The organism is Streptomyces sp. NPDC048172, from assembly GCF_043202595.1.
In the GTDB taxonomy this organism is placed as follows: Bacteria; Actinomycetota; Actinomycetes; order Streptomycetales; family Streptomycetaceae; genus Streptomyces.
Map to the genome: position 1 here is coordinate 81,848 of NZ_JBIDAT010000004.1, position 19,606 is coordinate 101,453.

Consider the following 19,606-nt stretch of genomic DNA (forward strand, 5'->3'; position numbering starts at 1 on the left):
TCCCGGGAGCGTGGAGGCATGACCGAATCACGGAACGTGCTGCGGAACGTACTGCTGGCCCTGGTGCCCGTCGCCTGCCTGCCGTACCTGCTCCTGAAGATCTCCTGGCTCTGCGGCGGGACCGCGGGCATCCCCGAGGGCAGCACGCTCCGGGACGGCGGGAGCACCCTCTGGGCGATCAACCTGCTGACCGTCGCCATGGACGCCACGGTCATCCTGCTGGCCGTGGCCCTGGCACGCCCCTGGGGCCGACGGCTCCCCGCCGGGCTGATCGCCGTGCCCCTGTGGGGCGCGAGCGGCCTGCTGGGGCCGATCCTGGTGGCGTTCCCCGTCCAGACGGCATTCGGGATGCTGACGGGCGGGACAGGCGATACGGGCGGCTCCGGCGGCTCCGGCGGCGGTACGGACGACAAGGGCGCCGAGACGCTGCTCGACGGCTGGGTGTGGGCGACCGTCTACACGGGCTTCACCGTGCAGGGGATCGTCCTGGGCACGCTGTTCGTGCTCTACGTGCGCGAGCGCTGGGGCACGCTGCTGCGCACGCGCCTGAGCGCGCTCCCCGTACCGGCGCGCCCCTCCGCCCGCACGAGGGCCGGACTGCTGGTCGCGGCACTGGGCGCCCTGCCCGTCGCCGCGCTGAACGTGATGTGGGCGGCGGGCGCGGAGACGGGGCTCAACCCGGAACGGATCGCGCAGCGGGACGCCTCGACCCACATCGTCGAGTTGACGTACCTGCTCTTCATCGCGCTCGCCGTCGCGGGAACGGCGTGGCTCGCGCTGGGCCGCGGCAACCCCCGGCTGTGGCTGCCGCTCGCCGCGTCCTGGACCGGTTCGGGCGTGATGGCGTGCTGGGGCGGCTGGCTGCTGATGGGTGCGCTCTCCGGCGGCGGACGGACCCTGGGCGACAGCGCGACGGGGCTGATGCAGTGCACCTACGCCCTGCAGATGGCGACCGGCCTGCTGCTAGCGGCGCTCGGGGCACGGGCGCTGACACGGCTCGCGGGTGCGGGGACGGACGCCGGTGCGGGGACGGATGCGGGTGCAGGGACGGATGCGGGTGCACGTGCGGGCGTAGGTGCCGCCCGGGTGGGGGCAGGGACGGCGGCAGGGCAGACTGGGGCGACGGGGAAGGGGAGTGTGTGAGGGTGCGTGAGCGGGCGCGATGGCTCGGGCTGCGCTGGGTGCACCTGTTGCAGGGCGGCGCGCTGATGACGCCGTACTTCCTGCTGGTCATGGTCGCCGTCGGCACCGCGCGCCCCCAGGTGCAGCCGTTCGCCTCCACGCCGGGCTGGCAGTTCCTCGGGCTGGGGCTGGCGTTGCCGCTGGTCGCCGCGACAGCCATGCTCTTCCCGTTCCTCCGCACGCTGGAGGCGACGACTGCACGCACTCTGGCCTGCGTCCCCGGCGCCACGCTGGACGCCTCTCCGGCACGCTCCTGGGCGGCACGGTGGCGTACGGCCGTGTGGTTCACGCTGCACGCCGGGCTGGGCGCGGTGCTGAGCGGGGCGACGCTGGCCGTTCCGCCCATGGCGGCGGTGCTGTTCGCCTATCCGTTCTCCTCCTCGCTCCGGGTGCGCTACTGGGGCTGGCCGTGGAATCTCGACGGCGGCATGGTCTGGACGGCGCCCCCGGCGGGGCTCGCGCTTCTGCTGGCGCTCACGGCGTGCGCGTACGGCGCGGGAGCGCTGCTCGCGCGCTGTGCCCCGCCGCTGCTCGGCCCCACCCCCGAGGACCGGCTGGCCGCCGCCGAGCGCCGGGCCGCCGACCTGGCGCAGCGCAACCGGCTCGCCCGCGAGCTGCACGACTCGGTCGGGCACGCGCTGAGCGCGGTGAGCCTCCAGGCGGGCGCAGCGCGGCGGCTCCTCGACTCCGACCGGGACTTCGTGCGTGAGGCGCTGGTGGCGATCGAGGAGACGAGCAGGGACGCGGTGGCGGAACTGGACGGGGTCCTCGGGGTGTTGCGGGGTGGCGCGGAGTCCTCGGAGCGTGCGGAGAGCGAGGTGGCACGGCCGCCGACGCTCGCCGCCGGGCTCGACGGCCTGCTCGCCCGCAGCCGCACCACGGGCGCCACCATCGACCTCGCCCTGGGCCCCGGCATGGAGCCGCTGGACGGGCTGCCGGACGAGGCGTCGCGCGCCGCGTTCCGCATCGTGCAGGAGGGACTGAGCAACGCCCTCCGGCACGCGGAGGGCGCCCCCGTACGGATCCGGCTGACGCGCGGGCAGGCGCGTACGCGTCACCGCGGAAGGAAGGGCGAAGAGTTGGAGATCGACGTGGAGAACCCCCTCCCCGAGGAGGCGGCGGGCGGCGCCCGGACCACCGGAGGGCGGGGGCTGCCCGGCCTCGCGGAACGGGCCGAGCTGCTCGGCGGGTCCGCCCGCGCGGGCGCCCGGGACGGCGTCTGGCGACTCACGGCCCACCTGCCCCTCGCAGACGACACGCACGGGAACGCGCACCAAGACGCGCACCAGGAACGACGGAACCGCCGGAACCAGCGCCAGAACCACCAGGAGGACACCCCGTGACCACGCCGCCCCTCCGCGTCGTCCTCGCCGACGACGAACGCATGGTCCGCAACGCGCTGCGGGCCATCCTCGGCGCCGAGACCGACATCGAGGTGGTCGGCGAGGCGGAGACCGGCAGCGAGGCCGTCTCGCTCGTCCGCGAACTCCGCCCCGACGTCGTGCTGATGGACGTCCGGATGCCCGAGGTGGACGGCATCCGCGCGACCGAGCTGATCCTCGCCACCCCTGGCCACCCCGCTCCCGACGGCTCCGCCCGCGACCGCCCGACGCCCCGCATCCTCGTCGTCACCACCTTCGAGAACGACTCCTACGTCTACGACGCGCTCCGCGCGGGCGCCCACGGCTTCCTGCTCAAGCGCGCCACGGCCGAGGAACTGGTCGCCGGCGTCCGGCTGATCGCGCGGGGCGACTCCCTGCTCTTCCCCGCCGCCGTACGCTCCCTCGCCGCCCACCACGCGCGCGCCGACCGCGCGGGCGCCCTGCGCGAGCGGCTCACGGCGCGCGAGGCGGACGTGCTGCGACTGATGGCCCAGGGCCTGACGAACAGCGAGATCGCCGACCGTATGGCGGTCGGCAGTGCGACGGCGAAGACCCATGTGGCGGCCGTACTCGCCAAGCTCGGCGCGCGCGACCGCACCCAGGCAGTGATCGCGGCCTACGAGCACGGCTTCGTCACCCCGGGGTGAGCCTCCGCAGCAGCCGTACGTACGGGCTCCAGCGCGCGGGCCGGGCGACCGTGCCCGCGCAGGCGCGCTCGGCCCGGTCGAGGCTGTCCTCGATCAGCGCGTCGTGGAACCAGCGGAAGGCGAACGGCCAGGTCAGCCGCGCGGCCCCGCGGGCGCGCATGACGAGCGTGTGCCGCAGCACGGCACTGGACGGGTCCTCCGTGGCGTGCACCGTGTACTCGTGGAAGCCGTGGAAGCCCTTCGGGCCGCTGAACCGGAAGCGGACCCAGCGGCCCGGCACGTAGCCGACGACCGTGTAGCGGACCGGTCCGTGCCCTCCCCTGGCGCCCACGCCCAGCGGACGGTCGAACTCCATCCGGGGCCACTGGCCGCGCCCGGACGGCCACACCGGGTCGTCCTCCGACGAGAGCGCGTCGAGCAGCGGCGCCAGCCGGGACTCCGGGACCGGCAGCCGACGTTCGTGCACGTTCAGTACAGCCATGCGCGCGTCACCTCTCCAGCTTGCGGGACTCCCGTTTTAGAGAGTCTCCTCTAATAAGGAAGAGGCTACCCTCCACTGCCATGGCCCGCCCACCCCGTTATGACGTCTCCACGCTTCTCGACACCGCACTCGGCCTGGCGGCCTCCGGGGGGCCGGCCGCCGTGACCATGACAGCCGTCGCCAAGGCGGCGGGCGCCCCGAGCGGCTCCGTCTACCACCGCTTCGCCGACCGCCCGGCGCTGCTCTCCGCGCTCTGGCTGCGCACCCTGGAGGCGTTCCACACGGGCCTGCTCGCCGCGCTGACGGATCCGGAGGCGCGCGGCGCGGCGCTCGCCGCCGCGCGGCACACCGTGGAGTGGAGCCGCGCGCACCCCGCCGAGGCGCGGGTCCTGCGTTACGGCCCCGACGACTTCGGCCGCGCCTCCTGGCCACCCCATGCCACCCGGCTCCTCAGGGAGGCGAACGCGCGCGCGTTCGGCGCCGTCGACTCCCTCGCCCACCGGCTGGGCGCGGACGACCCGACTGCCGTCGAGCGCGTACGGATCGCGGTCGTCGACCTTCCGTACGCGCTCGTCCAGCGCCATCTGCGCGAGGGAACCACCGTTCCGGAGCACGCCCTCGACGCGGTCGAGGAGTGCGCTTCGGCCCTGCTGTCCGTGAAACCGCTGCCCGCGAAACGCCCGGATCGCACCGAATGAAAATGGTCTGAGAAAACCAGGACGGCGGAACCCCGCTCTCCGTGAGCCGCGTTCTCGTACAGGATGAACAGGACAATCAGGCGAGCGGGTGCCGTCACGCTGCTCCTGGTACTCGCGCTCCTCGCACGGGTCACCTGGATGCAGACCATGCACGGCGAGGCGCTCGCGGACGACAGCGACAACCGGCGGAACGCCATAGAGGAGTACGGGCAGCCCTTCGGCAACATCGTCGTGGCCGGAAAGCCCGTCACCGGATCGGCGAGAGCGCACGAGGGCGACCTCGCGTACAAGCGCACGTACACCCAGGGGCCCGTCTACGCGCCGGTGACCGGCTTCGCCTCGCAGGTGCGCGGATGGACGCAGCTCGAAGGCATCTACCAGGACGTGCTGACCGGGACGGACCCCCGGCTCAAGGACCCGCTCGACGCGCTCACCGGCAAGCAGGCCAAGCCCGACAACGTACTGACGACCCTCGACCCCGGCGTCCAGAAGGCCGGGTACGAGGCGCTCGGCGACAAGAAGGGCGCCGCCGTCGCGATCGACCCCTCGAACGGCGAGATCCTCGGCATGGTCAGCACCCCCTCCTTCGACCCGTCCAAGGTCAGCGGCAGCGGCTCGTCCGACGCGGACGCCTGGAAGAAGCTGTCCGACGACGAGGACCAGCCCACGCTCAACCGCGCGATGCGCCAGCCCGTGCCGCCCGGCTCGACGTTCAAGCTGGTGGTCGCGGCGGCGGCGCTGGAGGACGGCCTGTACTCGTCCGTGGACGAGCGGACCGACAGCCCCGACCCGTACAAGCTCAAGGGCACCTCGACGGTCATGAAGAACGAGAACCCGTCGGCGCCCTGCGAGGACGCCTCCCTGCGGGACGCGCTGCGCTACTCCTGCAACAACGTCTTCGCCAAGCTCGCGACCGACCTGGGCAAGGAGAAGGTGCGCGCCCAGGCCGAGAAGTTCGGCTTCAACGACAGCGAACAGGACGTGCCCGTACGCGCCTCGGAGAGCTCGTACCCGAAGAAGATGGACGAGGCACAGACCGGCCTCTCCGGCATCGGGCAGTACGAGGTGACGGCGACGCCGCTCCAGATGGCGATGGTGACCCAGGCGATCGCGCACGGCGGCGAAATGGTCGACCCGCACATGGTGTCCCAGGTGCAGGACTCCGGCGGGTCCACCCTTCAGGACTACTCGGACCCCTCGTCGCACCGCGTGATGAGCGAGGGCAGCGCGCGGCAGCTGAGGTCGGCCATGAAGACCGTGGTCGACGAGGGCACCGGCACCAACGCGAAGATCCCCGGCGTCGAGGTCGGCGGCAAGACGGGCACGGCCCAGCACGGCGTCGACAACAGCGGCACGCCGTACGCCTGGTTCACCTCCTACGCCGAGGACTCCTCCGGCAAGCAGGTGGCCGTGGCGGTGGTGGTCGAGGACTCGGACGCGGCACGGGCCGAGGTCAGCGGCAACGGCCTGGCCGCGCCCATCGCCCAGCGGATGATGGAGAAGGCGCTCGACTGAGGGGCCCGAGGCCCCGAGGCCCGAGGCCCGAGGCCCCCGGGGCTCAGCCGGGCGGGAGCCCGGTGAGTGCCTTCGCGACGGCGTCCAGGTCCTGGTCGGAGGCGAGCCCCGCGTGGTAGAGCCGGAGTTCGGTGGCGCCCAGCTCGCGGGCGTGCGCGGCGTCCTCGGCGAGGGTGTGCGGGGAGCCGCCCATGCCGGTGACGACGGAGAAGTTGGCGGCGAGCGTGGCCCCTTTCGCTCTGTTCGCCTCATTCACCTCGTTCGGATCGGCCGGATCGGTCGGGTGGCGTCGGGTGGCGAACGGGCCCAGCGCGTCGGCGCGTTCGGCCGCGCCGCCGGGGCCCGGGGCGCAGGGCACGACGACGCCGTCGGCGTGCGCGAGGACGTCGTCGGGGTCGGTGCCCGCGTTGGCCCCGGTGCGGTGGGCCGCCGGGTCGGCGTGCAGCAGCACCTGGAACTCTGTGTCGGGCCGCGCGTGGCTCGCCTCCGCGCGTACGGCGGCGACGGCCTCGCGCTGCAGCCAGCGCGCCGCGCGCCCCCGCCAGGTGGCGAACAGCGCGGCGCGGTCGGGGCCGAGCAGTGCCTCGACGGCGGCACGCTCGGCCTCCCGCAGGCCCGCCGCCGGTTCCTCGCCGCGCCAGACCGGCTCCAGGGCCCCGGTCACGGCCGTCCGCAGCTCCTCGGGGTCGGCGCCGAGCGAGGCGTAGCCCTCCTCGCAGGCGTCGCAGAAGCACAGGGACATCAGGTACTGCGCGGCGCCACCCAGCGCCACCCCACCGGTCTTGTCGTGGGCGTGCAGATGTGCGAGCCCGTACCAGCCGCAGGACTCCAGTTCGGTGCCGCGCGTGCCGGTGCCAGGACGTACGGCGGCCTCGGCGGCGAGGTTCACCAGGTACTCGCGCACATCGCGCCGCGCGACGCAGGGAGCCCAGGGATAGCGGTCGCCGTAGGCGTTGCGGACGGTGATGTACGGGAACTCCGCGCCGAGGCGCGAGTTGTGGGCCAGCACCACCCACGAGCGCACCTCGATGCCCGCGCCGGTCAGCGCCCGCGCGGCCGCCGCGTAGGGCCCGCCGGGGTCGCCGGTGCGCGCCCAGTCCTGCTCGTACGGGCGCAGCGTGTGGTCCTCCCACCGCGCGGGGTCGGGCGGGTAGAGGACGGCGGCGTGGCGGGCCGTGACGATCCGGTGGGAGGGGTGGCGCGGGGTGAGTGCGCGGGTGGAGTGGTAGGCGGAGGCCAGGGTGACGCGTTCGACGCCGAGGCGGGCGAGGCGTCCGGGGGCCTCGGGATCGCCGATGACGTCCCAGGGGTAGAGGAACGCGGCGGCCCGCATCACGCGGCCCCTACCAGCGCGAGGCCGCGCTCCAGCAGGTCACCCAGTTCCTTCACGTGTTCGGGCGCGGGCTCCGCGAGGGGCGGGCGCACCTCCCCCACGTCCAGCCCGCGCAGCCGTACGCCCGCCTTGACGAGCGAAACGGCGTAGCCGCGCCCCTGGTTGCGCAGCTCGACCAGGGGGACGTAGAAGCCGTCGAGCAGCTTCCGTACGGTCTCGTCGTCGCCCGTGGAGAACGCCCGGTGGAAGACGAGGGCGATCTCGGGCGCGAAGCAGAAGACGGCGGAGGAGTAGAGGGAGACCCCCAGGACGCGGTAGGTGAGACCGGTCAGTTCCGCCGTGGGCAGCCCGTTGAAGTAGAGGAAGTCCCGTGGCGTTTCCTCGCTCCGTACGGCCGTGATGATGCGCTGCATCAGGTCGAGGTCGCCGTAGCCGTCCTTGAGGCCGATGACGCGGGGGTGCCGGGCGAGTGCGACGACGGTGCGCGGGGTGAAGACGGCGTTGTCGCGCTGGTAGACGATCACGTCCAGGGAGGTGGAGTCCGCGAGCGCCGTGTAGTGGCGCAGCAGTCCCTCCTGGCTCGGCACGACCAGATAGGGCGGCATGGCCAGCAGGCCGTCGGCGCCCGCCTCTTCGGCGAGGGCCGCGTACTCGGCGGCGAGCGCCGTTCCATACCCGGCGCCCGCGACCACCGGCACCCGTCCGTCCGCCTCCTCCACCGCCGCCGCGACGCAGTCGCGGAACTCGCCCGGCGCCAGCGCGTGGAACTCTCCCGTGCCGCAGCAGGCGAACACCGCGCCCGCGCCCGCCTCCACACCACGGCGCACATGGGCCCGGAAGGCGGCGAGGTCGAGGGAGCCGTCCGGCGCGAAGGCGGTGACGGGGAAGAAGAGCAGTCCGCTCAGCCGCTCGGAGAGCGACGGCGTGGGCGACAGGGACGAGTTCGAGGGCATCCGGCGCTCCTTGGCGGGTCGGGGTGGTACTGACGTTCCAGACCGCTCGACCGTGCACGTTTCTGATCTGCGTCTATATTCCTGAACAGCGCCACGCTAGAGCAGCCCTTCCGCGCCGGTCAAGGGCGCCCCCTGGCACCAACAAGCCGATCCCGCCGATGATTTCGCAGGTGAACGCGGCACGCGGCGTCACCCTTGACGGCCGTGGGGCGGCTCCCTAGCGTTTCCCCATATATGAACCGCGTCCACGGATGGAGACCTCGCCGATGCCCGCACCCCGTACCGTCCTGCTCACAGGCGCCGCAGGCGGCGTCGGCACCCTGATGCGCGAGCTGCTGCCGCGGTACGGATACGAGCTCCGGCTGCTCGACCTCCAGCCGGTCGAGGGCGAGCCTGACGCGATCACCCTGGACATCGGCGACCCCGCGGCACGGGACGCGCTGCGCGAGGCCGTACGCGGAGTCGACGCGGTCCTCCATCTCGCGGGGATCTCCCTGGAGGCACCGTTCGAGAAGATCCTCCGGGCCAACATTCAGGGGACGCACCATCTGTACGAGGCGGCGCGCGAGGAGGGCGTACGCCGCGTCGTGTTCGCCTCCTCGAACCACGCGGTCGGCTTCACGCCCGTTCCCGGCGCCGGTGACCCGCTCATCCCCGTCACGGCACCGCACCGCCCCGACACCTTCTACGGGCTGTCCAAATCGTTCGGGGAGGACCTGGCGCAGCTCTACTGGGACCTGCACGGCGTGGAATCCGTCTCCGTCCGCATCGGGTCGTGCTTCCCCGAACCGACGACCGTACGGATGCTCTCCATCTGGATGAGCCCCGCCGACGGAGCCCGCCTCTTCCACGCCGCGCTCACCGCGGAGGACGTCGGACACACCGTCGTCTACGGCTCCTCGGACAACACCCGCCTGTGGTGGGACCTCTCGTCCGCCCGCGCCCTGGGCTACGAACCCCGGGACGACTCGGAGCCGTACGCCGCGAAACTCATCGCCGACCAGGGCGAGTTGGACACGGAGCGGCCCGACCAGGCGCACATCGGCGGCGCCTTCTGCACGGACCCGCCCGTCTGGCCGCACTGACGCGCCCGCAGGGCGTGCGGCGGCGGCAGGCATGATGGGGGCGCAACTGATCGTCCACGGGGAGGCCCATCTCCATGCTCGCCGCGCACGCCGTCCACCAGGCCCACCAGCTCCGACAGCTCGCCGAGTCCGGCTCCGGCGACGGCTCCGGGTCGGACACGACGCTCTCGGACCTCGCGCACTCCGGCATCGTGAGCTGGCTGATCCTCGGGCTGATCGCGGGCACCGTCGCCAAGGTGCTGCTCCCCGGACGTGACCCCGGCGGCATCGTCGGCACGGCGCTCATCGGCATCGCGGGCGCCTTCATCGGCGGCTGGCTCTCCGCGACGTTCCTCGACAAGCCCATAGACAACAACTTCGTCGACCCCTCGCTCTGGGTCGCCGCCATCGCGGGCTCCCTGGTGCTGCTGGTCGCGTACCGCATCTTCTTCGGCCACTCACGCGATCGGCGCTGAAGCGGGGCAGCGGGGCAGCGGGGCAGCGGGGCAGCGGCGCAGCGAGAGGCGCCACGAGGGATTAGTCATACCGGTGCCCGTCGCCTGTGGAAAACCATGCGGGGCGGGAAAAGCCCCGGTGCTACGTTTCTTTGGCCGGCCGCGGGACTCCGACGTGGCTTTCGGGACCTGCCTCTAAAGCAATGTTTTCGCTGCCCACGCCTCCATTCCCCGGCCGGCACCCCTTCCCCTGTGCCTGCGGGAGTGACCATGGCGGAGACGTATGCGGCGGAGACCGCCGAGGCGACGAAGACGGAGACGCACGCCGACTTGATCGCGGCGGAGGACGTGCTCCTTTTCGTGAACGCGGCGGTGACGGCCACCGGACAGCGCGAGTTCCGCAGCGGCGCCGCGGAGCAGCGCCTCTCCCTGGACTTCCTGCACGAATACGTCCTGGTGAATTACCGCGCGGTGTACGCCGCGACGCTCGCCCTGGACATCAACGATCACAATGCGGCCCGGATCGCCGGGAATCTGCTGCGCACCTCCGCGGACGCGGGCCCCGAAGAGAAGCGCGCCGAGGGGCGCCTGGTCGCGGCGCGGCTGACCGCCCTGCCGCCCCAGCGGGTCTACCGGCTGTTCCGCTCGCTCCGCGAGGCCCGGGTCAACAATCGCCGCACCCGCGCGCTCATGCGCGACTGGCTCGCGGCCCGGCCCGACGCGGCGCACGACGCGGTGAAGTACCGCGCGGGCCTCAAGGAGACGCTCCGGCACGCGCACCTCCCCCTGCCCTCGGCGGAGTTGGGCGACTTCCTCTTCGCCCCGCGCCGCCGTGCCCGTTACGAGCACGCGTATCTGGAGGCCCACCGCCGCGCGCACCACGAGCAGTCCGCGCTCTACGAGCTGCCGTTCACCGTCGCCGAGGGCTTCGCCGCCCGGCACGGCATTCCGCGCGACAGGTTCCTGGAGCGGATGGCGCCCCGGATGACGCGCTTGGAGCGTCTGCGCACCCAGCGGACGGGCCCCGGCGCTGACCTGACGGTGATGCCGCTGACCCGGCTCGCGCTCTACGTGCTGTCCCTGCCCTTCGACGAGCGGAGTTCCCGGCGCGGCGAGCTGACCGCGGCGCTGCGGGCCGCCGCGCGCCGGGCCGCGGGGCCGCACGCGGGGACGTGGGGCCGGGTCGCCGCCGTGCTCGACGACAGCTATTCGTCCTCGGGCTCGGGGGTCAAGCGCCGCCGCCCCCTGGCCGTGGCGCTGGCCTGCCATTTCCTGTTGGAGGCGCTGGCGGGCGGGGAGCCCGGCGCGTACCGCCCGTTCTGGACCTCGGGTTCCACCGATCCCCTGCTGCTGCGTCCGTGGGGCCCGACGCCGCTCGGCACCCGGATCCTCGACGCGCTGGAGCACTCCCCCCGGCGCCTCGTGATCGTCTCGGACGGCTGGGACAACGCCCCGCCCGGCCTGGCGGGAGAGGTCCTGCGCGTGTGGCGCACCCGTCTCGACCCGGACCGCCTGACGAGCGTGGTCCATCTCAACCCGGTCTACGACGCGGACGGCTTCGACGTGCGCCGCCTCGCCCCGAGCGTGCCGACGGCGGGCGTCCGGGACGCGGAGGACCTGCCCGCGCTGGTGGAGCTGGCCCAGTTCGCGGAGGGGCGCACGGGCCTGACCGAGTTGCACGCCTATCTGGACCGGCGAATGGCGCTGTTCCTGGAGCGGAAGGAGGGTGCGCGATGACCCGGGTCGACCTCGCGGGCCTGACCCCGCGCGCCGCACAGGTGTGGGGCGGCATCCGGCTGGTGCCGCTGGTGCGGGACGAGCCGGTGGAGGGCCTGCGCCTGCACCGCGAGGCCTATGGCTCGTCGCCCGGCCTCTCCCCGGACAGCGTGGACCTCGGCGGCGGTGTCCAGTACACCTCGTACATTCCGCACGGCTTCGTCGCGGACTGGTCGCGCGAAGGCGCCCCGGGAGCAGGCCCCGGGCCGGGGACCGACGGCGAGTCCGCGGCGTACGGGACGCAGCTCGGCGGCGCGCCCGCGCGGCGGCTCCCGCTGCGCCATCACCGCATGGCCAAGCGCCGCCGCCCCGAGAAGCGCGTCCGCTTCCTCCCGCTCCACCTCGCGCTGGAGGGCTATCTGGCGCTGCACTTCGGCGGCCCGACGATGGTGTGGGACGAATGGTCGCGCGAGGCGCTGCGCCAGGGCCTGTCCCCGCGAGCCGAGGACGCGTACGCGGGCTGGGACGTGCGCGGGCTCGGCGAGGCGCTGCGGATCTTCGAGATCCACCCGGGCCAGTGCGGCGTGATGGTGTACGCGTCGGACGCGCTGGCCGCCGCCTTCGTCGTGCCGCACCCCGAGGACTACCGCGCCCTGCACCCCTCGCTGCTCCAGGACCTGTACGGCGAGCTGGTCCATCAGTACGCGCTCTTCGGTGCCCCGGTGCCGGAGTTCACCGCGCGGATATCCGACGCGGGGCGCGTCCGCACGCTGGCGGATCTGCGGTCGGCGGCGCGGGAGCAGGAGCGTTCCTGGCGCGAGGCGCACGACTCGCTGATGGCGCGCGACCTGCTGGAGACGCCGTACGCGTTCGAACGGGTGGCCCGGATGGGCGGGTTCGCGCTGCACCGTTTCCTGCCGCCGTTCCACCGGGGGCAGCGCGAGCAGCACATCGGCGAGCTGATCACCGACCACAAGGGACGCACGGCCTACCTCAAGACCTTCCGCCTCTCCGAGAACCAGATCCGGCGCGGTCATCTGCTCCGCCGCCTGGCCGACTGCGACTGGCACCTGGAGAGCACAGCCGAGGCGCTGGGCACCAGCTACGACGACCTGGTGCGCCGCATCCGCACCGCCGGTTTCGAGTCACTGCTCAACGAGCACGCGGTCGCCCGCCGCTCACGGGAGATACGGAGGGCCCGGAAGAACTGAGGGCCACGTCTGAGAACCACGCGTGAGGACCACGGCGGCGAATCACGCGTGAGGACCACGGCTGCGAACCACGCTCGGGACGGCAAAGGAACCGCAAAGGCGAGCCGGTCGTTACCCCCGGCATGACGGCAATGACTCCCGGCTCCAACCTTCCGCTGCCCGCCCCCCGCGTGGCCGTGGAAGTCACCGCTCCGACCAAGCTCGATGTCTCGGCCCTGCTCCTGGGCCCCGAGGGCAAGGTGCGCTCGGACGACGACTTCGTGTTCTACAACCAGCCGAGCGCGCCCGGCGTGACGCACAGCAGCGGTGCCGCCGACACGATCACCGTGGACACCGGCTCGGTGCCCGCGGAGATCGCGAAGGTCGTCGTCACCGCGAGCCTGGACACCCCGGGGGCCGCCTTCGCGGGCACCGAGCCCACCGCGACGGTGCGCGACGCAAACTCGAACGCGGTGCTGGCGACCTTCACCCCTCCCCAGCTCGGCGCCGAGACCGCCCTGGTCATCGTCGAGATCTACCGCAGGGGCGACGCGTGGAAGGTCCGCGCGGTCGGCCAGGGATATGCGAACGGGCTGGGCGGTATCGCCTCGGACTTCGGCGTCAACGTCGAGGAACCGGCCCCGGCCCCGGCCCCGCAGCAGACCCAGCCGCCCCAGCCCGCCCCCGCGGCACAGCCCCCGCAGCCGACGGCACCCCCCGCCGCGCCGAGCGCGCCCGCTGCCCCCGCAGCCCCGGCGGCCCCCGCGGCCGCGCCGTCCAGCGGCAAGATCAACCTCGACAAGGGACGGGTCAGCCTCCAGAAGAACCAGACCGTCTCGCTCGTCAAGGGCGGCAAGCCGCTGCTGACGTCCGTCCGCATGGGCCTCGGTTGGGAGCCCGCCTTCCGCGCGGGCAGGCGGGCCAAGGACATCGACCTCGACGCGTCCGTCATCGCCTACGACGGCAACCGCAAGAAGATCGACGCCTGCTACTTCGGCAAGCTGACGATCCTCAACGGCGTCATCCAGCACTCCGGCGACAACCTCACGGGCGAGGGCGCGGGTGACGACGAGACCATCACCGTCCACCTGGGCGACCTCCCGCCGCAGGTCTCGGGGCTGGTCTTCACGGTCAACTCGTTCTCGGGCCAGAAGTTCACCGACGTGGCGAAGGCGTACTGCCGCCTCCTCGACGGCGGCTCCGGCGACGAGCTGGTCCGCTTCGACCTCACCCACTCCGAGCCCCGCACGGGCGTCCTGATGTGCAAGCTCATCCGCCAGTTCTCCGGAGAGTGGGAGATGACGGCCCTCGGCGAGTACGTCGACTCCCGTACGGTCCGCGGCATGGTGAAGCCGGGCGGAGCGGCGCTGTAACGCGAGGGAATGGCGGGGGTCTCCGAGTTGCAGCCCTCAGGAGCTCAGGGGCTCAAGGGCTCAAGGGACCCCCGCCAGGCGCAAGGCCGCCGTCACCGCCGCCGCCGTGAGGACCACCGCGGTGAAGGGGGCGCGGCGCCAGGCCAGGATCGCTGCGGTGAGGACGCCTGCGGGGCGGGCGATGCCTGCCGCGTCGGCGCCCTCGTAGAGGGCGGTCGTGGCGACGAGGGCGGTGAGGAGGACCAGTGCGGCGACCTCCAGGACTCTCTCGGCGCGGGGTGAGACCGTGACGCGGGCGCGGAGCGCGGGGCCCGCGAAGCGGAAGGCGAAGGTGCCCGCCGCCAGCAGGAGGGCGGCGCCCATGAGGAGCGTGGGGTTGTTCATGACGCCTCCCTCACCCCGGGGTCCGGCGTGCCGCGCAGGAGGACCAGCCCGGCCAGGGCCAGCAGTACGGGCAGGCCGACCGGGAGCAAGGGCGTGAGGCACAGGGCGAGGGCCGCTCCGGCGAGGGCGGCTCGCCTCGGGCCCCGCACGCGCAGGGCGGGGAGGACGAGCGCGAGCAGCGCCGCCGGGAACATCGCGTCGAGCCCGAGCACGTCCGGGTCGGGTATGACCGCGCCGAGCAGCGAGCCGCAGAACGCGCCCAGGGGCCAGGCCACGAGGACGCCGAGCCCGCACGCCCAGTAGGCCGCCCTCTTGCGGGCGAGGTCGTGCTGCGCGAGGGCGAAGAGCACACTCTCGTCGTTCATCACATGGGTGGCCACCAGGCGCCGCCAGCCGCGCAGGCCGTCGCGGGTGACCTCGGGTATCGCCAGTCCGTACGGCACATGCCGCGCGTTGACGAGCAGGCTGGCCAGCAGGGCGGCGAGCACGCTGCCGCCCGCGGCGAGGATGCCGGTGAACATGAACTCCGCGGAGCCCGCGAGCACCAGCACCCCGAGCAGCGCCGGGAACCAGACGGGGAAGCCGGAGGCCACGGCGATCGCCCCGTACGACACGCTCGTGAGCCCCACGGCCAGGCACACCAGGCCGATGTCGCGCAGAGGGCCGCGACCGAGGGTTCCCCAGAACGAACGCATAGCCGATAGAATGAACGCAACAGATGGCGTTCGTCAAGGCGAACATTGGACTTGTGGAGCGAACAGATGGCGCACGGCGACGGCGGGAGCGGCCGCAGCGGCGGCAGCGGCAGCGGCAGCACGGACGCGGGACAGGCCCCACTGGCGGAGATCGCGGCCGCGCTGCGCAGGGAGCGCACCCGGGCCGAGCTCTCCCTGACCGAGGTGGCCCGCCGGGCCGGAATCGCCAAGTCCACGCTCTCCCAGCTGGAGGCGGGCACCGGCAATCCGAGCCTGGAGACCCTCTGGGCCCTCTGCGTCGCGCTCGACATCCCGATCGGACGGCTGCTCACCCCGGCCCGCCCCAGCATCCACGTCGTCCGCGCCGGAGAGGGGCCCGCCGTCGCCTCGTCCCAGGCCGACTACCAGGCGACCCTGCTGACCGCCTGCCCGCCGGGCGCGCGGCGGGACGTCTTCCGGATCACGGCCGAGCCCGGTCAGCAGCGCGACTCGGACCCGCACATGCCGGGCGTCGTGGAGCACGTCATCCTCAGCACCGGGCGCGCCCTCGTCGGCACGTCGGACGCGACGGTGGAGCTGCACCCGGGCGACTACATCGCCTATCCCGCCGACGTCCCCCACGTCTTCCAGGCCCTGGAGCCCGGCACGCAGGCGGTGTTCGTCTCCGAGCACACCTGACGCGCTCCGCCCCTCACTCCACCGGCACCAGCCGGGCCAGTGCCGTGTCGAGCGCGGCGACCAGGGCTCCGCACTCGCCCGGGGAGTAGAGCATGCGCATCGTGAAACCGTCGGCGAGGGCGATCACCGCGTCGGCGAGGTGGAGACAGTCGGCGCCGGACTCCAGCCGGCCGCCCTCCCTCAGCTCTTCGAACCACCCCGCGAGCGCCGTCCGCACCGCCTGGTCCGTCTCGCGCTGAACGGCCGCGAGCCCCTCGTGGTGCACGGCGCGCGCGGCGAACGCCTGGCTCACCGCCGCCTCCGCGCGCCGGGCCGGGTCGACGGGAAGGGTGGCCAGAACCAGCTCCCGCAGCACCTCACCCGTGCTGCCCGCGGGGTCCACGGCGTCCATGCGGTGCTCGACGCGCTCCCCCACCAGTTCGGCGGCGAACCGCAGCATGTCGTCCTTGCCGCTGAAGTACTTCTGCACCGCGCCGACCGACTTCCCCGCCGCCGCGGCGACCGTACGCACGCTCACGGCGTCGAGGCCGCGCTCGGAGACGAGTCCGAGCAGGGCGTCGCCGACGATCCTGCGCTGCGCTTCCTTGTCCACGGTTCTCGGCATCGTTCCGCGCTTTCGCTCGTACGGATACGGTCGTATTCTATAGAGCAGGACCGAAGGGGGAATCCACCATGTCCACCATGCCCGAAGCGCCTCACCCCGCGCCGACCACGCCGAGCCCGCCCGCGCCCCACGCGCCCGCAATCCAGGAACCCGCGACCCGCGCGTCCGACGGCGACCGTGACGCCGCGCTCACCGTCCTCGCCGCGGCGCTCGCCGAGGGGCGGCTGGACCAGGGCGAGTACGACAGCCGGAGCGCCGCGGCCCTCCGCGCGGCGACACTCGGCGAACTGGCCCCGCTCACCGCCGATCTGCCCGCCGCACGGGAGCAGGCCGAGGCGGAGCGCCGTGCCGCGCGCGAGCGCGAGGATCTCACGGAGTGGCTCGCCGAGTGGCGTTACTGGCTGGGCGGCGCGTTTCTGATGTCCGCCGTCTGGGGCGTGAAGAGCGTGTCGGACGGCGAACTGGCCTACTACTGGCCGTGGATGCCGCTGGCCATCTGGGCCGCCGTGCTCGTCGCCCTCGCGATCTGGCCCTCCGAGCGGGACCGCCCCTCGTCCTCCTGAGGCCCGGAAGGGCCGGACGGAAAAGGAGCGGCCCCGCCGTCCGAGCGGGCGGCGGGGCCTACCGTCCACAGCAGCCAGCAATGGATTCGGATACGTGAAGTCTCGCAGCCACCACTGACATCCAGGCCGATCCACGGGACGGCTCATGCCCGTACGCCCGACCGGAACAGCGCCCGGAATGGCGCGACTTGCCGCGTTCCGCCGTTCTTCGGGTCCAGCCGAATCAGCTCGACCGGATCGCCCGTGAACGAGAGTCTCGTGGTTGCCGGCACGGGGGATCTGTCTGTGGCCGCCCCGCGCGGCCACAGACGGCACCCGGGAGACAGCCGCGCGGCCGGAGGGCACGCGAGACGGCGCCGGAACGGCGCGGAGCACTCGAACGGGGTACGCGACGGCGGCACCCGCGGCACGCCTGACGCACCCGGCTCCGGACACGCCGACGGCCGTCGCCGGATGGCTCGGCGACGGCCGACTTGTGGCCTGGGGCGCTATCAGGCTCCCCCCATCACCGCCCCAGACCATCCCTGCCCTCCCCTCCACGCCTCCGCTCGAAAAAGCGTGCCGGGGAGGCTCTGGATCCGCTCGTCCGCTGCGGTGGAGTAAGCGGTTCCAGGGGCTTGGGCAGGAGAACCGGCGCAGACCGGTCAACCCGGGTGCGTCCGTCCCTCGGTAGACACCGGGGCGACGCGGCCCGCCGGGGACCGGGGCGAACCTTCACCGCCAGTCTAGGAACGCCGTTCCAGCTCGGAATACGTGGTTTCCAGCCATGTGGAGCCGAACCGTCGTGCCGCTTGGCTCAGACTTCCTTCGCCCGCTGGTAGAACTCCTCGAACGAGAGCACCCCGTCCCCGTTGCCGTCGCGGGTCTTGAGGATGGCCTCGGCCAGGCCGACGGTGTAGTGGCGGTCGCCGAGCTCCACCATGGCCTGCTGGAACTCGGTCGCGGTGACGAACCCGTCGCCGTTCCGGTCGAACATGTCGAAGGTCTTGCGTGCTGCTTCAATGTCGGCCACGGGTCATCCTCTGGTGAGCGTACGAACGTTTGGCCCGCTCAGAGTAAAGGGCGTGCCCCCGGGCACTCTCATGGACCCCGCGCACATCCGCTCTCGTCCGTCCGCGTCCGCTCAAGTCGTCCCGGGGGCGGGATCCGCGGTCGCCGTGCGGCGCAGGATCTCCAACTCGTGGGTGGTCGTGATCAGTTCGCGGGCCTCCTCCTCCGAGCCGACCATCGGCTGCGAGCCGCGCAGCGGGACCTGTGCGCTCTCGGGCATGAAGTGCACCGCGACCAGGCCGACGACGCCGCTGAGGATCAGATAGCAGCCGGGCACCAGACTGCTGCCCGTCAGGTCGACAAGTCCCTCTGTCACCAGTGGAGTCGTGCCGCCGAAGGCCGCGACGGAGAAGTTGAAGCCGATGCCCATCGCGGCGTAGCGGACGCTGGTCGGGAAGAGCGCGGGCAGCGTGGCGGCCGAGGGCGCGGCGAACCCCGCCAGCAGGGTGGCCAGGACGAGCACGCCGCACAGCGGCAGCAGCCAGCCGTCCTGGCGCAGCAGCAGGAACGCGGGGACCGCGAGCACGATCTGCCCGACGGCGGCCCAGCGGTAGACGGGTTTCCGCCCGATACGGTCGCTGAGCCGCCCCAGGAAGATGATCAGCAGCACGATCCAGACCATGCCGGAGAGCACCAGGAGGTCGGACGCGGTCGAGGAGCGGCCCAGGACCTCGGTCTGGTACGAGGGGAGATAGCCCGTGACCATGTAGTTGGTGACGTTGTAGAGCAGTACGAGGCCGACGCACACGAGCAGGGCGCGCCAGTGGACGCGGAAGATGGTGCGGAACTCATGGCGGCTGGTCTCGCGCTGCGCCACCTCCTCGTCGTGCTCGTCCAGCTGTTGCTGGAAGGCGGGCGACTCCTCCAGTTTGAGCCGCATGTAGAGCCCGATGAGGCCCAGCGGCCCGGCGAGCAGGAACGGCACGCGCCAGCCCCAGGACTGCATCTCGGCGTCGCTCAGCAGCATGCCCAGCACGGTGACGAGGGCCGAACCCAGCGCGTAGCCGACGAAGGTGCCGAAGTCGAGCCAGCTCCCGAGGAAGCCCCGGTGCCGGTCGGGGGAGTACTCGGCGATGAACGTGGTCGCGCCGCCGTACTCGCCGCCCGTCGAGAAGCCCTGCAGCATACGGGCGAAGAGCAGCAGCGCGGGAGCGGCGACGCCGATGGTCGCGTAGCTGGGGATGAAGCCGATCATGAAGGTGCCGCAGGCCATCATGATCATGGTCGTGGCCAGCACCTTCTGCCGCCCGATCCGGTCGCCGAGCGGGCCGAAGAAGAGCCCGCCCAGCGGGCGTACGACGAAGGCGGCGGCGAAGGTCGCGAAGGACGCCAGGAGCTGGGCCGCGGAGGAGGCGTCGGGGTAGAACACCTTGCCGAGGGTGGCGGCGAGGTAGCTGTAGACGCCGAAGTCGAACCACTCCATGCAGTTGCCGAGCGCCGAGGCGGAGACGGCGCGTTTCAGCATGGGCGGCTGGACGACCTTCACGTCGTCGGACGTGAAGGGACGGCCCGTACGCTTCAGCCGCCGCAGCAGGTCGTCGCGGACCTGCCGGGGCAGCTCGGCGACGATCTGCCGGGGCGGTCGCCCCGCCGCTCCTCCCGTCACTCCCTTTGACCTCACTGGCACCACACCCCTCGCCCAC

General features: G+C 72.7%; 20 protein-coding genes. 12 read left to right on the top strand and 8 right to left on the bottom strand.

The features are described from left to right. Positions 1 to 18 precede the first annotated feature (18 nt). From ACGF3A_RS18165 to ACGF3A_RS18175, 3 genes are all read left to right on the top strand, one after another. The gene (locus ACGF3A_RS18165; RefSeq protein ID WP_393730909.1) at positions 19 to 1,143 is read left to right on the top strand and encodes a hypothetical protein; all 1,125 of its coding nucleotides are present in this window, start codon (positions 19 to 21) and stop codon (positions 1,141 to 1,143) included. A gap of 65 nt (positions 1,144 to 1,208) precedes the next feature. Next, positions 1,209 to 2,525: a sensor histidine kinase gene (locus ACGF3A_RS18170; RefSeq protein WP_393731875.1), complete on the top strand. Its 1,317-nt coding sequence runs from the start codon at positions 1,209 to 1,211 to the stop codon at positions 2,523 to 2,525. Further along, entirely contained in the window at positions 2,522 to 3,211 is a 690-nt protein-coding gene (locus ACGF3A_RS18175; protein WP_393730911.1) for a response regulator, read from the top strand. The genes ACGF3A_RS18170 and ACGF3A_RS18175 overlap by 4 nt, the downstream gene beginning before the upstream one ends. Here ACGF3A_RS18175 and ACGF3A_RS18180 read toward each other — a convergent pair. Further along, complete coding sequence (locus tag ACGF3A_RS18180; RefSeq protein WP_393730913.1) at positions 3,198 to 3,692, bottom strand: SRPBCC family protein; 495 nt, start codon at positions 3,690 to 3,692, stop codon at positions 3,198 to 3,200. The two genes, ACGF3A_RS18175 and ACGF3A_RS18180, sit on opposite strands and share 14 nt — an antisense overlap. 80 nt (positions 3,693 to 3,772) lie before the next feature. Here ACGF3A_RS18180 and ACGF3A_RS18185 point away from each other — a divergent pair, with 80 nt between their 5' ends. Beyond that, complete coding sequence (locus ACGF3A_RS18185) at positions 3,773 to 4,390, top strand: TetR/AcrR family transcriptional regulator (protein ID WP_393730915.1); 618 nt, start codon at positions 3,773 to 3,775, stop codon at positions 4,388 to 4,390. Between the two features lie 63 nt (positions 4,391 to 4,453). Next, positions 4,454 to 5,905, top strand: a complete 1,452-nt coding sequence (locus ACGF3A_RS18190; RefSeq protein WP_393730917.1) for a peptidoglycan D,D-transpeptidase FtsI family protein — start codon at positions 4,454 to 4,456, stop codon at positions 5,903 to 5,905. Positions 5,906 to 5,948: 43 nt separating this feature from the next. Here the strand turns inward: ACGF3A_RS18190 and ACGF3A_RS18195 are convergent, their stop codons facing one another. Both ACGF3A_RS18195 and ACGF3A_RS18200 read right to left on the bottom strand, forming a co-directional pair. After that, positions 5,949 to 7,238, bottom strand: a complete 1,290-nt coding sequence (locus ACGF3A_RS18195) for a hypothetical protein (RefSeq protein ID WP_393730919.1) — start codon at positions 7,236 to 7,238, stop codon at positions 5,949 to 5,951. Next, positions 7,238 to 8,191, bottom strand: a complete 954-nt coding sequence (locus ACGF3A_RS18200) for a 5-dehydro-4-deoxyglucarate dehydratase (RefSeq protein WP_393730921.1) — start codon at positions 8,189 to 8,191, stop codon at positions 7,238 to 7,240. The genes ACGF3A_RS18195 and ACGF3A_RS18200 overlap by 1 nt, the downstream gene beginning before the upstream one ends. 266 nt (positions 8,192 to 8,457) lie before the next feature. On the opposite strand from ACGF3A_RS18200, the gene ACGF3A_RS18205 reads away from it, so the two are divergent. From ACGF3A_RS18205 to ACGF3A_RS18225, 5 genes are all read left to right on the top strand, one after another. Further along, on the top strand, positions 8,458 to 9,276 hold the full coding sequence (locus tag ACGF3A_RS18205) for an NAD-dependent epimerase/dehydratase family protein (protein ID WP_393730923.1): 819 nt from the start codon (positions 8,458 to 8,460) through the stop codon (positions 9,274 to 9,276). A 188-nt stretch (positions 9,277 to 9,464) separates the two neighbouring features. Then, entirely contained in the window at positions 9,465 to 9,731 is a 267-nt protein-coding gene (locus ACGF3A_RS18210; RefSeq protein ID WP_393731876.1) for a GlsB/YeaQ/YmgE family stress response membrane protein, read from the top strand. Positions 9,732 to 9,980: 249 nt separating this feature from the next. Then, the gene (locus ACGF3A_RS18215; RefSeq protein WP_393730925.1) at positions 9,981 to 11,447 is read left to right on the top strand and encodes a hypothetical protein; all 1,467 of its coding nucleotides are present in this window, start codon (positions 9,981 to 9,983) and stop codon (positions 11,445 to 11,447) included. Continuing rightward, positions 11,444 to 12,637, top strand: coding sequence for a hypothetical protein (locus ACGF3A_RS18220; RefSeq protein ID WP_393730927.1), 1,194 nt, complete (start codon positions 11,444 to 11,446; stop codon positions 12,635 to 12,637). The genes ACGF3A_RS18215 and ACGF3A_RS18220 overlap by 4 nt, the downstream gene beginning before the upstream one ends. A gap of 131 nt (positions 12,638 to 12,768) precedes the next feature. Beyond that, complete coding sequence (locus ACGF3A_RS18225) at positions 12,769 to 13,989, top strand: TerD family protein (protein WP_393731877.1); 1,221 nt, start codon at positions 12,769 to 12,771, stop codon at positions 13,987 to 13,989. A 60-nt stretch (positions 13,990 to 14,049) separates the two neighbouring features. Here the strand turns inward: ACGF3A_RS18225 and ACGF3A_RS18230 are convergent, their stop codons facing one another. Together ACGF3A_RS18230 and ACGF3A_RS18235 are read right to left on the bottom strand one after the other, a co-directional pair. Beyond that, the gene (locus ACGF3A_RS18230; protein ID WP_393730929.1) at positions 14,050 to 14,373 is read right to left on the bottom strand and encodes an AzlD domain-containing protein; all 324 of its coding nucleotides are present in this window, start codon (positions 14,371 to 14,373) and stop codon (positions 14,050 to 14,052) included. Next, on the bottom strand, positions 14,370 to 15,068 hold the full coding sequence (locus ACGF3A_RS18235; RefSeq protein ID WP_393730931.1) for an AzlC family ABC transporter permease: 699 nt from the start codon (positions 15,066 to 15,068) through the stop codon (positions 14,370 to 14,372). The genes ACGF3A_RS18230 and ACGF3A_RS18235 overlap by 4 nt, the downstream gene beginning before the upstream one ends. Positions 15,069 to 15,134: 66 nt before the next feature. Here ACGF3A_RS18235 and ACGF3A_RS18240 point away from each other — a divergent pair, with 66 nt between their 5' ends. Then, on the top strand, positions 15,135 to 15,746 hold the full coding sequence (locus ACGF3A_RS18240; protein WP_393730933.1) for a helix-turn-helix domain-containing protein: 612 nt from the start codon (positions 15,135 to 15,137) through the stop codon (positions 15,744 to 15,746). Positions 15,747 to 15,759: 13 nt separating this feature from the next. Here the strand turns inward: ACGF3A_RS18240 and ACGF3A_RS18245 are convergent, their stop codons facing one another. Further along, positions 15,760 to 16,350 (bottom strand): TetR/AcrR family transcriptional regulator, encoded by a 591-nt coding sequence (locus ACGF3A_RS18245; protein ID WP_393730935.1) that lies wholly within the window; start codon positions 16,348 to 16,350, stop codon positions 15,760 to 15,762. Between the two features lie 77 nt (positions 16,351 to 16,427). On the opposite strand from ACGF3A_RS18245, the gene ACGF3A_RS18250 reads away from it, so the two are divergent. Further along, on the top strand, positions 16,428 to 16,913 hold the full coding sequence (locus ACGF3A_RS18250; protein WP_393730937.1) for a DUF1707 domain-containing protein: 486 nt from the start codon (positions 16,428 to 16,430) through the stop codon (positions 16,911 to 16,913). 796 nt (positions 16,914 to 17,709) lie between these two features. Here the strand turns inward: ACGF3A_RS18250 and ACGF3A_RS18255 are convergent. Together ACGF3A_RS18255 and ACGF3A_RS18260 are read right to left on the bottom strand one after the other, a co-directional pair. Continuing rightward, positions 17,710 to 17,925, bottom strand: coding sequence for an EF-hand domain-containing protein (locus ACGF3A_RS18255; RefSeq protein ID WP_393730939.1), 216 nt, complete (start codon positions 17,923 to 17,925; stop codon positions 17,710 to 17,712). Between the two features lie 111 nt (positions 17,926 to 18,036). Then, positions 18,037 to 19,569, bottom strand: coding sequence for an MFS transporter (locus ACGF3A_RS18260; RefSeq protein ID WP_393730941.1), 1,533 nt, complete (start codon positions 19,567 to 19,569; stop codon positions 18,037 to 18,039). Positions 19,570 to 19,606 lie beyond the last annotated feature (37 nt).

Coding starts and splice junctions, on each gene's coding strand:
- ACGF3A_RS18165 (WP_393730909.1), top strand. CDS start 19: ATGACCGAATCACGGAACGTGCTGCGGAACGTACTGCTGGCCCTGGTG.
- ACGF3A_RS18215 (WP_393730925.1), top strand. CDS start 9,981: ATGGCGGAGACGTATGCGGCGGAGACCGCCGAGGCGACGAAGACGGAG.
- ACGF3A_RS18245 (WP_393730935.1), bottom strand. CDS start 16,350: ATGCCGAGAACCGTGGACAAGGAAGCGCAGCGCAGGATCGTCGGCGAC.
- ACGF3A_RS18170 (WP_393731875.1), top strand. CDS start 1,209: ATGACGCCGTACTTCCTGCTGGTCATGGTCGCCGTCGGCACCGCGCGC.
- ACGF3A_RS18235 (WP_393730931.1), bottom strand. CDS start 15,068: ATGCGTTCGTTCTGGGGAACCCTCGGTCGCGGCCCTCTGCGCGACATC.
- ACGF3A_RS18205 (WP_393730923.1), top strand. CDS start 8,458: ATGCCCGCACCCCGTACCGTCCTGCTCACAGGCGCCGCAGGCGGCGTC.
- ACGF3A_RS18230 (WP_393730929.1), bottom strand. CDS start 14,373: ATGAACAACCCCACGCTCCTCATGGGCGCCGCCCTCCTGCTGGCGGCG.
- ACGF3A_RS18250 (WP_393730937.1), top strand. CDS start 16,428: ATGCCCGAAGCGCCTCACCCCGCGCCGACCACGCCGAGCCCGCCCGCG.
- ACGF3A_RS18180 (WP_393730913.1), bottom strand. CDS start 3,692: ATGGCTGTACTGAACGTGCACGAACGTCGGCTGCCGGTCCCGGAGTCC.
- ACGF3A_RS18185 (WP_393730915.1), top strand. CDS start 3,773: ATGGCCCGCCCACCCCGTTATGACGTCTCCACGCTTCTCGACACCGCA.
- ACGF3A_RS18240 (WP_393730933.1), top strand. CDS start 15,135: ATGGCGCACGGCGACGGCGGGAGCGGCCGCAGCGGCGGCAGCGGCAGC.
- ACGF3A_RS18200 (WP_393730921.1), bottom strand. CDS start 8,191: ATGCCCTCGAACTCGTCCCTGTCGCCCACGCCGTCGCTCTCCGAGCGG.
- ACGF3A_RS18195 (WP_393730919.1), bottom strand. CDS start 7,238: ATGCGGGCCGCCGCGTTCCTCTACCCCTGGGACGTCATCGGCGATCCC.
- ACGF3A_RS18220 (WP_393730927.1), top strand. CDS start 11,444: ATGACCCGGGTCGACCTCGCGGGCCTGACCCCGCGCGCCGCACAGGTG.
- ACGF3A_RS18190 (WP_393730917.1), top strand. CDS start 4,454: ATGAACAGGACAATCAGGCGAGCGGGTGCCGTCACGCTGCTCCTGGTA.
- ACGF3A_RS18225 (WP_393731877.1), top strand. CDS start 12,769: ATGACTCCCGGCTCCAACCTTCCGCTGCCCGCCCCCCGCGTGGCCGTG.